The organism is Streptomyces sp. CAI-85, from assembly GCF_013363615.1.
GTDB classification, from domain to species: Bacteria; Actinomycetota; Actinomycetes; order Streptomycetales; family Streptomycetaceae; genus Streptomyces; species Streptomyces antibioticus_B.
In genome coordinates, this window is the sequence record NZ_JAANNX010000049.1 from 1 (window position 1) to 14,247 (window position 14,247).

Here is a 14,247-nt window from a genome sequence, read left to right on the forward strand (position 1 = left end):
CCTCCGAGAAGACCGCCGCCGCCGAGGGCAAGGTCGGCGAGCTGCGCCGCGACCCCTTCGCGATGCTGCCCTTCTGCGGCTACAACATGGGCGACTACATGGCCCACTGGATCGACGTGGCCAAGGACAAGGACCAGTCCAAGCTGCCGAAGATCTACTACGTCAACTGGTTCCGCAAGAACGACGCCGGCAAGTTCGTCTGGCCCGGCTTCGGTGAGAACAGCCGCGTCCTGAAGTGGATCGTGGAGCGCCTCGACGGCACCGCCGAGGGCGTCGAGACCCCGATCGGCGTGCTGCCGACCCGGGACGCCCTCGACACCAAGGGCCTCGAACTGGCCGACGACGACCTCGACTTCCTCCTCACGGTCGACAAGGAGGTCTGGCGCGAGGAGGCCGCCCTGGTCCCCGAGCACCTCAACACCTTCGGCGAGCACACCCCGAAGGAGCTGTGGGACGAGTACCGCGCGCTGGTGCAGCGCCTGGGCTGAGTCCCGCAGCGAAGACTCCGCGGCCGGCACGGGATGGGTGCCCTGACCAGTGATCGTCACGGCCGGCCGCGGTGCACACCGGCGAGCCGCGTACAACGGCGTGCGCGGCCATGGGCCTGTCGTCGTCCCCCCGTCCGCCCCGACGGGGGGACGACGACGGGCCCTCGCCCATGAGACGACGGGCCCTCGCCTAAGAAGGGCTCCGCGCGGCGAACACCCAGTGCCGCAGCAGCAGGAAACGCACCGCCGTCGCGGCCCCGTTGGCCAGGATCAGGGCGCCCAGCTCCACCGTCCGCGCGTCCGACAGGGTCCGGTGCGCCAGGGCGAGCGCGCCGCCGCTGAGCGCCAGCCCGGCGGCGAACGCCACCAGTCCCCGCAGATGCTGCCGGGCGGCACCCCGCGTGCCCTGCACCCCGAAGGTGAACCGGCGATTGGCGGCGGTGTTGGCCACGGCCGTCACCAGCAGCGCGATCAGATTGGAGAGCTGGGCGTCGAGCGCCGGCCTCAGCACGGCGTACAGGCCCAGATAGGCGACGGTGGACAGCGCGCCGACGACCGCGAAGACGGGGAGCTGACGGGCGACCCCTTCGCGACGGGGCGCGGGTGTCTCGACGGGCCGGGCCATCCCCGTACCGTACCGTAAGTGAGCAAATCTCACTGTGCGTAGGCGAGTTGGGCGGCCTGGGTGACGGTGCGCATGCACAGTCCCGTGGGGGCATGGCGCCCGGTCCGCGCGTCGCTGCGGGTGCACGCGGACCGGGGCCGTTCGGGGGCCCGGGGGTCCGGGACCCTGGGGGTTCAGGTACCCAGGGGACCGGAGATCCTCGGGAGGGTTCAGCCGGCGGTGGCCGTCAGTTCGGACCCGGCCTCCGCCAGTGCGGCGGCGTGCGCGTCCATGCGCTGGGCCGCCAGGATCGCCGCCGCCGTGTCCGCGCGGGACGCGGCGACGAGCAGGGCGCGTCCCGCGAGGGAGTGCGCCCGTTCGTGCAGGGCCACCACGGGTGTCCCAGGGCTGTCGGAAGCCACGGCGCGGACCGGCGTCCGTCCTCCCCGCAACCGGCCGACCTGCTGCGCGAGCCGTGCGGCCGCGTTGTCCAGATCGTCGGACGGGGCCGGTGCACGCAGCTCGTCGGTGACGGCGAGCAGCGCCGCGAGGTGACCGGCGAGCTGGATGTCCAGCTCCTCCTCGCGGGTGCGGTGGGGGAAGTCGGCGGAGCTGCCGGCCATCGTGCTGTGGACCGACTTGGTGCGGATCGGCTCGTACATGAGGATGGCCTCCTGTGCTCTGACAGGAAGCCATCCTAGCTTGGATTTCGTCTAAAGTTGAGTCGTTGACAGAAGTGGACCACCGCTTCACGCAGGGTGACGGCAAGGGGTGCCGGGGCGGGCCTCAGGGCTGTCCGTAGCCGTCCAGGAAGCGGGCGATACGGCCCATCGCGTCCCGCAGATCCGTCGTCGTCGGCAGGGTCACCACCCGGAAGTGGTCCGGCTCGGGCCAGTTGAAGCCGGTGCCCTGGACGACCATGATCTTCTCCTGCCGGAGCAGGTCCAGGACCATCTGCCGGTCGTCCTTGATCTTGAACACCGTCGGGTCCAGGCGCGGGAAGAGATACAGCGCCCCCTTCGGCCGTACGCACGTCACCCCGGGGATCTGTGTCAGCAGCTCGTAGGCCGTGTCCATCTGCTCCTTGAGCCGCCCGCCGGGCAGCACCAGGTCGTTCACGGACTGCCGGCCGGTGAGAGCGGCCACCACGCCGTGCTGGCCCGGCATGTTGGCGCACAGCCGCATGTTCGCCAGGATCGTCAGACCCTCGATGTAGGAGTCGGCGTGCGCGCGCGGACCGGAGATCGACATCCAGCCGACCCGGTAACCGGCCACCCGGTACGCCTTCGACATGCCGTTGAAGGTGAGGGTGAGCAGATCGGGGGCGATCTTCGCGGTCGGGGTGTGGGTGGCGCCGTCGTAGAGGATCTTGTCGTAGATCTCGTCGGAGCAGACCAGCAGGTTGTGCCGACGGGCGATGTCCGTCAGGCCCCGGATCATGGCCTCGTCGTAGACGGCGCCGGTGGGGTTGTTGGGGTTGATGATGACGAGCGCCTTGGTGCGGTCGGTGACCTTGCGCTCGATGTCGGCGAGGTCCGGCATCCAGTCGGACTGCTCGTCGCAGCGGTAGTGCACGGCCGTACCGCCGGACAGCGACACGGCGGCCGTCCACAGCGGGTAGTCGGGGGCCGGGACCAGCACCTCGTCCCCGTCGTCCAGCAGGCCCTGCATGGCCATCACGATCAGCTCGGAGACGCCGTTGCCGATGAAGACGTGCTCGACGTCCGTCTCGATGCCGAGGGTCTGGTTGTGCATGACGACCGCCCGGCGCGCGGCCAGCAGGCCCTTGGCGTCGCCGTAGCCGTGCGCCGAGGAGACGTTGCGGAGGATGTCCTCCAGGATCTCCGGGGGGCACTCGAACCCGAACGCCGCCGGGTTGCCGGTGTTGAGCTTGAGGATGCGGTGGCCCGCCGCCTCCAGACGCATCGCCTCCTCGAGAACCGGACCCCGGATCTCGTAACAGACGTTGGCGAGCTTCGTCGACTGGATCACCTGCATGCCTGGGAGCTTACGGGGCGGTAACGCCCGCCGGGGCGTGTTTTCCACCACGTGAGACGCGCACTTTAGGGGGATTTTCCCCTGGGTGCCTCCGGCCGGAAATGACTCCTTGCCCACGCCCCCCTCTGTAATCAGAATGCACATGACAATTCAGCGGGCGGCCGGCGGATCCCGGTCGCCCCGTCGTGCAGAGGGGACCCCCCACATGAGAAAGCCTCTCGTCGCCGTGCTCATCGCCCTGGCCATCGCCGGGGCGGGCGCGGTACCCGCGAGCGCCAGTGCCGCCGAAACCAAGGCCGCCGAGACCAAGGCCGCCGACACCAAGGCCGGGGCCCCCACGCTCCAGGCCGTCACCCTCGCCGGGACCGTCGCGCTCAGCAACTGTTCCGGCTCGGTCGTCCGCTTCCCGAACTCCCTGGACACCGACCCCGCGCTGGTGCTCAGCAACGGCCACTGTCTGACCTCCGGCTTCCCGGAGCCCGGCGAGGTCATCACCAACCAGTCCTCCACCCGCACCTTCGGCCTGCTCAACTCCTCCGGCACCCGGGTCGCGACCCTGCGCGCCGCCAAGCTCGCCTACGCGACGATGACCGACACGGACGTCTCGATCTACCAGCTCACCAGCAGCTACGCGACGATCCGCAACAGCTACGGCATCTCCGCCCTGACCGTGCAGGACACGCATCCGACGGCCGGCACCGCCATCACCGTGGCGTCCGGCTACTGGAAGCGGCTCTACAACTGCAACGTCGACGGCTTCGTGTACCGCATCAAGGAGGGCGACTGGACCTGGAAGGACTCGGTCCGCTACACCTCCGCCTGCCAGACCATCGGCGGCACCTCCGGCTCCCCGGTGGTCGACCAGGCCACCGGAAAGGTCGTCGCCGTCAACAACACCGGCAACGAGGACGGCCAGTCCTGCACGGTGAACAACCCCTGTGAGGTCGACACCGCCGGCAACGTCACCGTCCGCAAGGGCATCAACTACGCCCAGCAGACCTATCTGATCCCGGCCTGCTTCACCACGGGCAACCAGCTCAACCTGAACGCGGCCGGCTGCGCCCTGCCCAAGCCGTAGCCGCCGCGCGCGGGGCGTTCCGTCACACGGGACTGCGACGGACCGCCCGCCCCGCCAGGACGTCCGTGCGGCGGCCGTCCTCGATGACGAAGCGGCCGTCGATCAGGACGTGCGGGATGCCGGTGGGCAGGACGCGCGGGTCGTCGTAGGTGGCGCCCGCCGCCACCGTCGCCGGGTCGAAGAGGACCAGGTCGGCGCGGAACCCCTCGCGGATCAGGCCACGGTCGGGCAGGCGCAGCCGGGCCGCCGGGCGGCCGGTCAGACGGGCGACGCACTCCTCCAGCGACAGGACGCCCGTCTCGCGCACGTACTCCCCGAGGTAGCGCGGGAAGGTGCCGTACGCGCGCGGGTGCGGTTTCGCGCCCTGGAGGATGCCGTCCGAACCGCCCGTGTGGACCCGGTGCCGCATGATCGTGCGGACGTTGTCCTCATGGCCCACGTGCTGGAGGACCGTCGGGCCGAGCCGGTCCGCGAGGAGCAGCGCGCGCGCCGTCCGCCAGGGGCTCTCGCCGCGCAGCGCCGCCGACCGGGCGACCGTACGGCCCACGAAGCCGCCCAGCACCGGGTCCGTCACGCCCGAGATCTCGATCGTCTCCCAGTCGACCGGCACGCCGTGGCAGCCGTCCGAGCCGGTCACCTCCAGGTCGTGCCGGATCCGTTCGGCGGTCGCGTCGTCCGCGAGCCGGCGCAGGGTCTCCGCGGGGCCGCCCTCGCCCGCCCAGCTCGGCAGCAGCGCGGCGAGGGTGGTGCAGCCCGGGGTGTACGGGTAGGTGTCCAGGGTGATGTCGGCGCCCGCGTCCAGCGCCTCGTCCAGCAGCGCCACCAGCTCCGGCGCCCGGCCCTCGTTGACCCCGAAGTTCATGGTGGCGTGGGCCAGATGGAGCGCGCAGCCCGCCTCGCGGGTCAGCGCCACCATCTCCGCGTACGCCTCCAGGGCGCCCGCGCCGTAGGAGCGGTGGTGGGGGCAGTAGTAGCCGCCGTAGCGCGCCACCACCCGGCACAGTTCGGTGAGTTCGGTGTCCGGCGCGTACATCCCCGGGGTGTAGGTGAGTCCGGACGACAGCCCGACGGCGCCCTGTTGCATGCCCTCGGCCACCAACTGCCGCATCCGGTCCAGTTCCCGGTCCGTGGCCGGGCGGTCCGTCCAGCCGACGACGAGCGCGCGCAGGGTGCCCTGCGGGATCAGATAGGCCGCGTTGACCGCGATGCCCCGGTCCAGCCGGTCCAGGTACTCGCCCACCGACCGCCAGTCGAAGTCGATGTCGTCGCCGTGGCCGTTCCACCCGGTGACGGCCCGCCGGACCTCCGCCAGCGTGGTGTCGTCCACCGGCGCGTACGACAGCCCGTCCTGGCCCAGGACCTCCAGGGTGACGCCCTGCGCGGCCTTCGCGCTGTGGTCCGGGTCGCGCAGCAGCGCCAGATCGCTGTGGGCGTGCATGTCGATGAAGCCGGGGGAGAGGACCAGCCCCTCCGCGTCCAGCTCGCGCACCGCCTTGGGGCGCTGGCAGCCCGCGGCCGCCGCCTCCTTGACGATCGACACGATCCGGCCGCCGTCGATCACGACGTCGGCGCGGTAGGAGTCCGCGCCGCTGCCGTCGACGACGTCCGCGTCCCGGACGACGAGCTCCTCCATACCGGCCTCCCGCCAGGAGATACGTGCGGATCAGAAGAACGGAGACACGTGCGGATCAGAAGAACGTGCGGACGTACTCGACGACCGTGCCGTCCGCCTCGGCCACCGGGATCAGCGGCCACTTGTCGAACGACGTGCACGGATGGGACAGACCCAGGCCCACCCAGTCGCCCACCTCCAGATCCGCCTCGGGCAGGGTGCGCAGCCAGGCGTGCTGGTCGGACAGGGCGGTCACCGACACCCCGGTGGCCGGGTGCTCCGCGCCGTCGCGCCGCACCACCTGGGCGAAGGGGAGGTCGAGGTCGTAGGCGGCGTCGCGCTTGCCCGCGTTGACGAACGCCTGCTCCAGGGTGGGGCGGGAGACCACCTGGGTCCACAGCCGGAAGGCAGGCTCCAGGGCCCCTTCCTCCGGCACCCGGTTGAACGGCGTCAGCCTGCGGTAGTGCCCGTCGTCGTGCGAGACGTAGGCGCCCGAGCGCAGCAGCTTCAGCACCGGCCGGGACAGCCCGGGGATCTCCGCGAACACGTCGGCGACCGCGTCGAACCAGGCGGAGCCGCCCGCGCTGACCACGATCTCGTCCAGGCCGTCGAACCGCCCCGCCGTGTCGAAGTCCACGGCGAGCGCCACCAGCCGGCGCAGCCAGGCGCGCACCCGCTCCGGATCCGCCCCCGGCACCTCGCCCTCGTACCCGGCGATCCCGGTCAGCCGCAGCGTCGGGGCGGCGGCCACCGCGTCCGCGACGGCCGCGCACTCCTCCTCGGTGCGCACCCCGGTGCGCGCCCCGTCGCCCGCGGCCAGTTCCACGACCACGTCCAGCGGCCGCACCGCCCCGCGCAGCACGGCGTCCATCAGCTCCACGCCGCGCACGGAGTCGACGTAGCAGACGAGCCGGAACTCCGGGTCGCGGTCCTGCTCGGCGGCGATCCAGCGCAGGGCCGCCGGGTCCACCAGCTCGTTGGCCAGGAAGACCCGCGCCACGCCGAACGCCCGCGCCACCCGCACCTGGTGCGGCACGGCGAGGGTGATGCCCCAGGCGCCGCGGTCGATCTGCCGCTGGAAGAGCTGCGGCGCCATGGAGGTCTTGCCGTGCGGGGCGAAGGCCAGCCCGTGCCGGTCCGCGTACGTCTCCATGAGCCGCAGGTTGTGTTCCAGGCGTTCGGCGGAGAGCGCGAGGACGGGCGTGGCGAAGCCGCCGGTGAACAGGTTGCGGCGCTGCGCGGTCAGCTCACCGACCGTCAGGCCGTCGGCGTCCGGGGGGAGGCCCTTGAAGCGGTGGTCGACGCGTTCCTCGGCGAGTCGGGCGAGCGCCTCGGTGCTCATGGAACCTCCTGGTCAGGAGCGTTGCGCTGAATGCAACGTCCATTGCGTATATCGCTTGCTGCTGTCTAACATCTCGCCCGACGCGGGGTCAACGGCCCGCCCGAGGCGGGGAGCCACGACGATCGTGACCGACACCGGACCGCGCAACGCCCAGGGCGCCACGGAGGTCGTCGATGTCGTCGCGCTCGGCGAGTCCATGGTCACCTTCGTGCCGACGGCTCCCGGGCGCCTCGCCGACGTCGGCCACTTCGCGCGCGGCATCGGCGGCGCCGAGTCCAACGTGGTGTGCGCGCTCGCGGCGGCCGGCCACACGGCCCGCTGGGTGAGCCGGGTCGGCGCGGACGCCTTCGGCGACCACCTCGTGACGGCGATCGGCGCCCACGGCGTCGACGTCGCCTCGGTACGGCGGGACCCGGCGCGTCCGACGGGCGTGTACTTCCGTACCGCGGACGACCGGTCCACCGCCGCGCACGAGGTGGCCTACTACCGGGCGGGTTCGGCGGCCTCGGCGATGACCGTGGACTCGGTGGACCTGACGGCGGCCCGCGCCGGACGCGTCCTGCACCTGTCCGGGATCACGGCGGCCCTCTCACCCGGCTGCGCCGACCTGCTGCGCGCACTGCTGCGCCCCGGCCCGGGCCGCCCCCTGATCAGCTTCGACGTCAACCACCGGCCGGGCCTGTGGCGCGACGGCGACGCCGGACGCGTCCTCCTCGAACTGGCCCGCGCCGCCGACCTCGTCTTCGTGGGCGAGGACGAGGCGGCCCAGGCGTGGGGCGTACGGCCCGGCGACCCCGGCGCGATCCGGGACCTGCTGCCCGAGCCGGAGCTGCTGGTGGTGAAGGACGCGGGACGCGGGGCGACGGTCCTCGCCGCGTCCTCCGCCGTCTTCGCACCCGCCCTCGCCGTCGACGTCGTCTCCACCACCGGCGCCGGGGACGCCTTCGCCGCCGGGTTCCTCTCCGCCACCCTGCGCGGACTCGGCGCCCGCGCACGCCTGCGCCACGGCCACCTCACCGCCGCCGCGGCCCTCACCACCCCCGGCGACACGGCCGTACCCCCGGCCCGCGGCCACGCCGACCGGCTCGTCGCCCTCGACGACCACGCGTGGGGGAGACTTCGACTCGGCCCCGGCTGGACGGAGGCCCCGGCCGCACCGCAGGAGGTACCCGCCCCATGAGCCAGACCGTCGACCGCGCCCTGAGCATCCTGCCGCTGCTCGCCGAGGGCCCCGCCGACCTCGGCCGGGTCGCCGACCGGCTCGGCGTCCACAAGTCGACGGCCCTGCGGCTGCTGCGCACCCTGCACGAACACGGCCTGGTCTACCGCCAGTCCGACCAGCGCTACCGCCTCGGGGCCCGGCTCTTCGCCCTCGCCCAGGAGGCGATGGAGAACCTCGACATCCGCGAGATCGCCCACCCCCACCTGGTCCGGCTCAACGAGCGGTGCGGACACACCGTCCATCTCGCCGTGCACGAGGAGGGCGAGGTGCTCTACATCGACAAGGTGGAGAGCCGCTACCCGGTGCGGATGTACTCCCGTATCGGCAAGCCCGTCGCCATCACCGTCGCCGCCGTCGCCAAGCTGCTCCTCGCCGATCTGCCCGAGGCCGAACGGCGGGCGGTCGCCGAGAGGCTCGACTACCCGCTCTACACGGTCCGCTCCACCCCCGACGCGGCGGCGTTCCTGCGGGAGCTGGAGAAGGTCCGCGCCCAGGGCTGGGCCACCGACCTCGGCGGCCACGAGGAGTCCATCAACTGCGTCGCCGCACCCGTCCGGGGCGCCGACGGCCGGGTGGTCGCCGCGATGTCGGTCTCCGCGCCCAACGTCGTCGTCACCGCCGACGAACTCCTCACCCTGCTCCCGCTGGTGCGCCGTACGGCGGACACCATCAGCGGCGAGTACTCCGGCAGAACCCCAGCGAAGGACACGTCCCGATGACCGAGAAGACCGCCCTCACCTCCACGACCCACACCGCCCCGCCCGCGCAGTTCTCGCACGGCGTGCGCAAGGGCAACATCCTCCAGGTCGCCGGTCAGGTCGGCTTCCTGCCCGCGGTCGAGGGGCAGCCCCCGACGCCCGCCGGTCCCACCCTGCGCGAGCAGACCCTCCAGACCCTCGCCAACGTCAAGGCGATCCTGGAGGAGGGCGGCGCCACCTGGGACGACGTGATGATGATCCGCGTCTACCTCACGGACGTCGGCCACTTCGCGGAGATGAACGCGCTCTACAACGCCTACTTCGAGGAGCAGCGCCTCACCGCCCCGCCCGCCGCCCGCACCACGGTCTACGTCGGCCTGCCCGCGGGGCTGCTCATCGAGATCGACGCGCTGGCGGTCCTGGGCTAGGGCGGTGCGTTCGGTGACGGTGTCTCAGCGGGGCGGCGGGCCCGATCGTGTAGGCGTCTCATAACGAAGTCGGGGCCGACTGTGTTCGGCACAGGAACTTCGACCATACTGCCCGCTGTGGAGCAGCGCATAGGTTCGAGCAGCCAGCCCCTGAAGGGCGCCGGATTCGACCCGGCATTCATCCCCGGGCTCACGTCGCCCGTGACCGCGAAGCCGGAGGACGACGACACGTCACCGGCCGACGGCGTGGCGGAGGCCGAGGACGCCGAGGAGACGCCCGTGGCGGCGGAGGCGGAGGCGGAGACCCCCGCCGAGGACGAGGCCGTGGACGAGGCGCCCGACGGTCCCGTCTTCGAGGCGTCCGACCGCCGCGCGCGGATCACCGCCGACGCCCGCGGCGTCCGGCTCCGCCTCGACGAGGAGGAGTGCGAGTTCCGCTGGGACGAGATCGGCGCCGTGGAGACGGAGACCCCGCGCTTCGGCAAGCGGTTCACCGTCACGGTGCACACCCCTGACCGCCGCTGGTACCCGATCGAGGTCGAGGCGACGGCCAGGAGCCGCTTCCAGGAGTGGGAGGACCAGCTCGACGCGGTCCTCGACGCCTACTTCGAGGAAGGCGACGCCGAGGACACGGACGCCGAGGACACGGACGTCAAGGAGAAGGACGCCGAGGACTAGGCGCTACGCGCAGTACTGCGCCTGCTTTCCGATGGACCGGTACATGCAGTCCGCGTTCTCCAGGAGCTGAAGCACCGCGTCCTTGTTGCGGGAGGTCTCCCGCTCGATGACCTCGTCGGGCGGGTAGAACCCGCCCCCGGCGGCCGAGCCCGGGTACATCTCGAAGGTGTACGAGAAGATCTTGTGCGTGCCCCAGAGATAGTCGTCGATCGACCCGTCGGTGATGTACAGGTCGCTCGCCTGCTCCGGGGTGTAGCCGTTGCTCGCGGCCATCGAGCGGCCGACCGTGGCGAACGCGTTGCGGTCGTCCGCCGTCATCCCGGTGGTGGTGTCGGCGGTGGTGTACCCGAAGGGCCACAGCACCAGTTGGCTGTAGGTGTGGAAGTCGATCCCGGCCGTGATCTGCTGCTTGCCGCCCACCACCCGGCTGCGCACGAAGTCGGCGACGACCTTCACCTCGGGCGCGGACTCGGCCGCCGCGCCCCGGTAGGTCTCGGACGACGTCGAGCCGGAGGAGCCGCCGCAGCAGCCCCAGCGGTAGGCCCAGTTGCGGTTGAGGTCCGTACCGACGTACGAGGAACCGGAGTTGGGCTGGCGGTTCTTGCGCCAGGAGCGGTAGGAGCCGGTGGCGATGTCGTACTCGCCGCCGTCCGGGTTGAGGTCCGGGACGACCCAGATCTCCCGGCCGTTCACCATGTTCGTGACGCGGCTGTCGGTGCCGTATCCGGCGCCCAGTTCGCGCAGCAGGTAGAGGGCCATCTCCACGGTGAGGTGCTCGCGGGCGTGCTGGTGGTGGGTGAACAGCACCTCCGGTTCGGCCTCGTCGGTGCCGACGTTGTCGCTGATCTTGACGGCGACGATGTCCCGGCCCTGGTAGGACTTGCCGATCACCCGCTTGCTCATGATCGTCGGGTAGGCGGCGATGCGCTGGTCGATCTCGGCCGTCATCTCCGCGTAGTTGTGGTAGCGGGAGTCGGCGGACGGGAAGTCGAAGAGCCGTACCTCGTCCTCGGCGACGCGGTTCGGCGCGGAGCCCACGAGGGAGACCTCGTAGCCCTGGGCGCGCAGCTTCCTGATCTGGTCGGCGCGGCCGGAGACGACGACGGTCTCCGAGTCGGCCTCGTCGACGCTCACCCCGGCCGCGGCGATCGCGGTGCGCATCTGCGGGGTGCTGTGGTGGACGTGGATCTCGTACTGCCGGATGTCGTCGGCGGAGGCGGCCGGCTTGGGGGCGCCGTCCGCCGCCGCGTCGGTGACGGTGGCCGTGAGGGGTGCCGCGAGGGCGAGGGCCAGCAGGGCGGCGAGGGCGGCGGACCGTCCGCCGCGGGCGCGGGTGGCGCCGGAGCCTGAGCCGCGGATGCGGAGTCGCATGAGATCTCCTTGTGGGGAGGGAAGTGTGGGGGGTCGTGCTGCTTCCGTGCGACGTGCTGTGCGCTTGCTGTGCGGCGGTACGGGTGCCGCTCATCGTGAGCGCATGGCATGTGCAGGTCAATAGACGGCAAGGAGTCGCGCTGGCCTGAATCATGCGGAAAGAGGGCCGCGCAGTGTACGCACGGCCACGCCTTTCGGTGCGATCCACGGCAAAGTGCACCCACCCGTGTGAGCGGAACGTGCATATATGTAGGCCCCGGGGAAGCCTGAGGGTCCGCAGAAACGCACCCCTCCAGAGGACTGGCTGATCATGGGCGGATCGGCGCCGCGCCGGGACTGTCATCTGCCGGTCGAGACGACCAGCTTCGTCGACCGGCGGACCGAACTGGCCGAAGCGCGCGAGCTGTTGACCAGGGCCCGGCTGGTCACCCTGACCGGCCCCGGCGGCGTCGGCAAGACCCGCCTGGCCGGCCGGATCGCGGCGCGCGTCGCCCGCGCCTTCCCCGACGGCGTCCGCTTCGTCCATCTCTCGGGCCTGCACGATCCCGCGCTCGTCCCGCACGCCGTCGCCGACGCGCTCGACCTCCACGACCACTCCGCGGACCCCCCGCTGGAGGCCCTCGTACGGCATCTGCGGGACCGCCGGCTGCTCCTGGTCGTCGACAACTGCGAGCATCTGCCGGACGCCTGCGCCGAACTCGCCGGCGCGCTGCTGCGCGGCACCACCGGCGTCCGGGTCCTCGCCACCAGCCGGCACCGGCTCGGTCTGACCGAGGAACACCTCATGGACGTACGGCCGCTGCCGGTGCCCGATCCGGACGGCGACCTCTCCGCCGCCGACGGCTACCCGGCGCTCGCCCTCTTCGCCGACCGGGCCGCCGCGGTCGTCCCCGGCTTCCGGCTCACCGCCGCCAACCGCGCCCTGGTCGCCCGCCTCTGCCACCGCCTCGACGGACTGCCGCTCGCCATCGAACTGGCCGCCGTCCGGATGCGCGTCCTCGACGTCGACCAGCTCCTGGCCCGCCTCGACGACCGCTACCGCCTCCTCACCGGCGGCAGCCCCGCGGTCCTGCCCCGCCACCAGACCCTGCGGGCGGCGGTCGACTGGAGCCACGAGCTGTGCGACCCGGGCGAACGGCTCGCCTGGTCCCGTCTCTCCGTCCTGGCCGGAAGCTTCGACCTGGAGACGGCCGAGGCGGTGTGCACGGACCCGGCACGCACGGACCCGGTACGCACGGACCCGGAGGGCGCCGAGGACGCCGACGCCGCTCCTCTGCACCCCCACGCCGTCCTGGAAGCCGTCGCCGGGCTGGTCGACAAGTCCGTGCTGTGCCGGGAGGCCGCGACCGGCGAGGGCGGGGTCCGCTACCGGCTGCTCGACAGCCTCCGGCACTACGGCCTCGAACGGCTCCGGGAGCGGCCGGGGGAGGAGCGGGCCGCCCGGACCCGGCACCGGGACCACCTCCAGCGCCGGGTGGAGGCGTACGAACGGGACTGGTTCGGGCCGGACCAGCCCGCCGTCGTCGCCCGGCTGCGCGCCGACCGCGACAGCATCCGCGCCGCCCTCGACTTCAGCCTCACCACCCCCGGGGAGGAACGCGCCGGACTGCGGCTCGCCGGCACCCTGTGGTTCCACTGGCACGCCTGCGGGGCACCCCGCGAGGGCCGCTACTGGCTCGACCGCGCCCTGGACGCCCACCCGGACCCCACCCCCGAACGGGCCCGCGCGCTCTGGGTCGCGGGACTGCTGGCCGGCTGCCCCGAGGACCTCACCCGCGGCCGCCGCCGCGCCGAACAGGCCCGCGACCTCGCCCACCGCCTCGGCGACGCGGCGGAGGCGGCGCACGCGGACTACGTCGTCGGTGTCATCCGGCTCTTCAGCGACGACCTCACCGGCGCCCTCGACCACTTCCGCGCCGGCGTCGACCGCGGCCCGCTGCCCGGCCAGCACCTCAGCCTCGTCGGCCTCGACCGCGTCGAACTCGCCTGCGCCCTGGCCTTCCTGGGCCGCGCCGACGAGGCCATCGCCGTCTGCGAGGAGACCCGCGGGCTGTGCGCCGCGCACGGCGAGCGGTGGGTGCTGTCGTACGTGGAACGCATCCTGGCGCTCGCCCACAGCGTCAAGGGCGACCGGGAGCGGGCGGAGGCGCACGGCAGGGAGGCGCTGCGGCTCAAGCTCGCCGTGCACGACGTGATCGGCATGGGCCTCACCCTCGACCTGCTGGCCCGGATCGCCGCCGAGCGCGGCGCCCACCAGCGGGCGGCCGTCCTGCTCGGCGGCGCCGACCGCGCCTGGGCCGACATCGACCGCGACCGCTGGGGCTCCGCCGCCCTCGACGCCACCCGCCGGGCCGCCGAGGAGCGCGTCCGCGCCGCGCTCGGCCCGGCCGCCCTGCGCCGCGGCTACGACCGGGGCGCCGCCCTCGCCCTTCCGGACGTCGTCGCCTACGCCTTGGACGAGAACGGCGGCGACCCGCCCGAACGCCCCGCCGACGCCGCGCACGGCGTCCGGCTCACCCGCCGGGAGGCGCAGGTCGCCGCGCTGGTCGCGGAGGGGCTCGCCAACCAGCAGATCGCCGACCGTCTGGTGATCGCCCGCCGCACCGCCGAAGGACACGTCGAACGCATCCTCAGCAAGCTCGGCCTCAGCAACCGCAGCCAGATCGCCGCCTGGGTGGCCGCCCAGCGCTGACCCCCGCCGGCACCGAACGAACCGACCGCCCGGCCC

The 14,247-nt window shown here is 72.6% G+C and carries 13 protein-coding genes; 7 read left to right on the plus strand and 6 right to left on the minus strand.

Annotated features, from left to right (window positions below):
- The coding region (locus G6W55_RS29885) for a phosphoenolpyruvate carboxykinase domain-containing protein (protein WP_175523879.1) at positions 1-488 on the plus strand (488 nt) is incomplete at its 5' end.
- 190 nt (positions 489-678) lie between these two features.
- On the opposite strand, the gene G6W55_RS29890 is transcribed toward G6W55_RS29885, so the two are convergent.
- The 3 genes from G6W55_RS29890 to G6W55_RS29900 all read right to left on the minus strand — a co-directional run bounded on the left by G6W55_RS29890 (position 679) and on the right by G6W55_RS29900 (position 3,090).
- Positions 679-1,113, minus strand: coding sequence for a GtrA family protein (locus G6W55_RS29890; RefSeq protein WP_030783563.1), 435 nt, complete (start codon positions 1,111-1,113; stop codon positions 679-681).
- Positions 1,114-1,322: 209 nt separating this feature from the next.
- The gene (locus tag G6W55_RS29895) at positions 1,323-1,754 is read right to left on the minus strand and encodes a hypothetical protein (protein WP_175523880.1); all 432 of its coding nucleotides are present in this window, start codon (positions 1,752-1,754) and stop codon (positions 1,323-1,325) included.
- A 124-nt stretch (positions 1,755-1,878) separates the two neighbouring features.
- The gene (locus G6W55_RS29900; RefSeq protein ID WP_175523881.1) at positions 1,879-3,090 is read right to left on the minus strand and encodes a pyridoxal phosphate-dependent aminotransferase; all 1,212 of its coding nucleotides are present in this window, start codon (positions 3,088-3,090) and stop codon (positions 1,879-1,881) included.
- Positions 3,091-3,295: 205 nt separating this feature from the next.
- Between G6W55_RS29900 and G6W55_RS29905 the strand changes: the two genes are divergently transcribed.
- Positions 3,296-4,168 (plus strand): serine protease, encoded by an 873-nt coding sequence (locus G6W55_RS29905; protein WP_175523882.1) that lies wholly within the window; start codon positions 3,296-3,298, stop codon positions 4,166-4,168.
- 22 nt (positions 4,169-4,190) lie between these two features.
- Here G6W55_RS29905 and G6W55_RS29910 read toward each other — a convergent pair whose 3' ends face one another.
- Entirely contained in the window at positions 4,191-5,801 is a 1,611-nt protein-coding gene (locus G6W55_RS29910) for an amidohydrolase family protein (RefSeq protein WP_175523883.1), read from the minus strand.
- 55 nt (positions 5,802-5,856) lie between these two features.
- Entirely contained in the window at positions 5,857-7,122 is a 1,266-nt protein-coding gene (locus tag G6W55_RS29915; RefSeq protein ID WP_175523884.1) for an amino acid deaminase, read from the minus strand.
- Between the two features lie 124 nt (positions 7,123-7,246).
- Here G6W55_RS29915 and G6W55_RS29920 point away from each other — a divergent pair, with 124 nt between their 5' ends.
- The 4 genes from G6W55_RS29920 to G6W55_RS29935 all read left to right on the plus strand — a co-directional run bounded on the left by G6W55_RS29920 (position 7,247) and on the right by G6W55_RS29935 (position 10,148).
- Positions 7,247-8,302, plus strand: a complete 1,056-nt coding sequence (locus G6W55_RS29920) for a sugar kinase (protein ID WP_309243848.1) — start codon at positions 7,247-7,249, stop codon at positions 8,300-8,302.
- Complete coding sequence (locus G6W55_RS29925; protein WP_175523885.1) at positions 8,299-9,063, plus strand: IclR family transcriptional regulator; 765 nt, start codon at positions 8,299-8,301, stop codon at positions 9,061-9,063. The genes G6W55_RS29920 and G6W55_RS29925 overlap by 4 nt, the downstream gene beginning before the upstream one ends.
- The gene (locus G6W55_RS29930) at positions 9,060-9,470 is read left to right on the plus strand and encodes a RidA family protein (RefSeq protein WP_175523886.1); all 411 of its coding nucleotides are present in this window, start codon (positions 9,060-9,062) and stop codon (positions 9,468-9,470) included. Before G6W55_RS29925 ends, G6W55_RS29930 begins: the two co-directional genes overlap by 4 nt.
- Positions 9,471-9,587: 117 nt before the next feature.
- Positions 9,588-10,148 carry a hypothetical protein gene (locus G6W55_RS29935; protein WP_175523887.1) on the plus strand — a complete coding sequence of 187 codons (561 nt, stop codon included), beginning with the start codon at positions 9,588-9,590 and terminating at the stop codon, positions 10,146-10,148.
- A 3-nt stretch (positions 10,149-10,151) separates the two neighbouring features.
- Here the strand turns inward: G6W55_RS29935 and G6W55_RS29940 are convergent, their stop codons facing one another.
- Entirely contained in the window at positions 10,152-11,519 is a 1,368-nt protein-coding gene (locus G6W55_RS29940; protein WP_175523888.1) for a M14 family metallopeptidase, read from the minus strand.
- A gap of 310 nt (positions 11,520-11,829) precedes the next feature.
- On the opposite strand from G6W55_RS29940, the gene G6W55_RS29945 reads away from it, so the two are divergent.
- Positions 11,830-14,211 (plus strand): LuxR C-terminal-related transcriptional regulator, encoded by a 2,382-nt coding sequence (locus tag G6W55_RS29945; RefSeq protein ID WP_175523889.1) that lies wholly within the window; start codon positions 11,830-11,832, stop codon positions 14,209-14,211.
- Positions 14,212-14,247 lie beyond the last annotated feature (36 nt).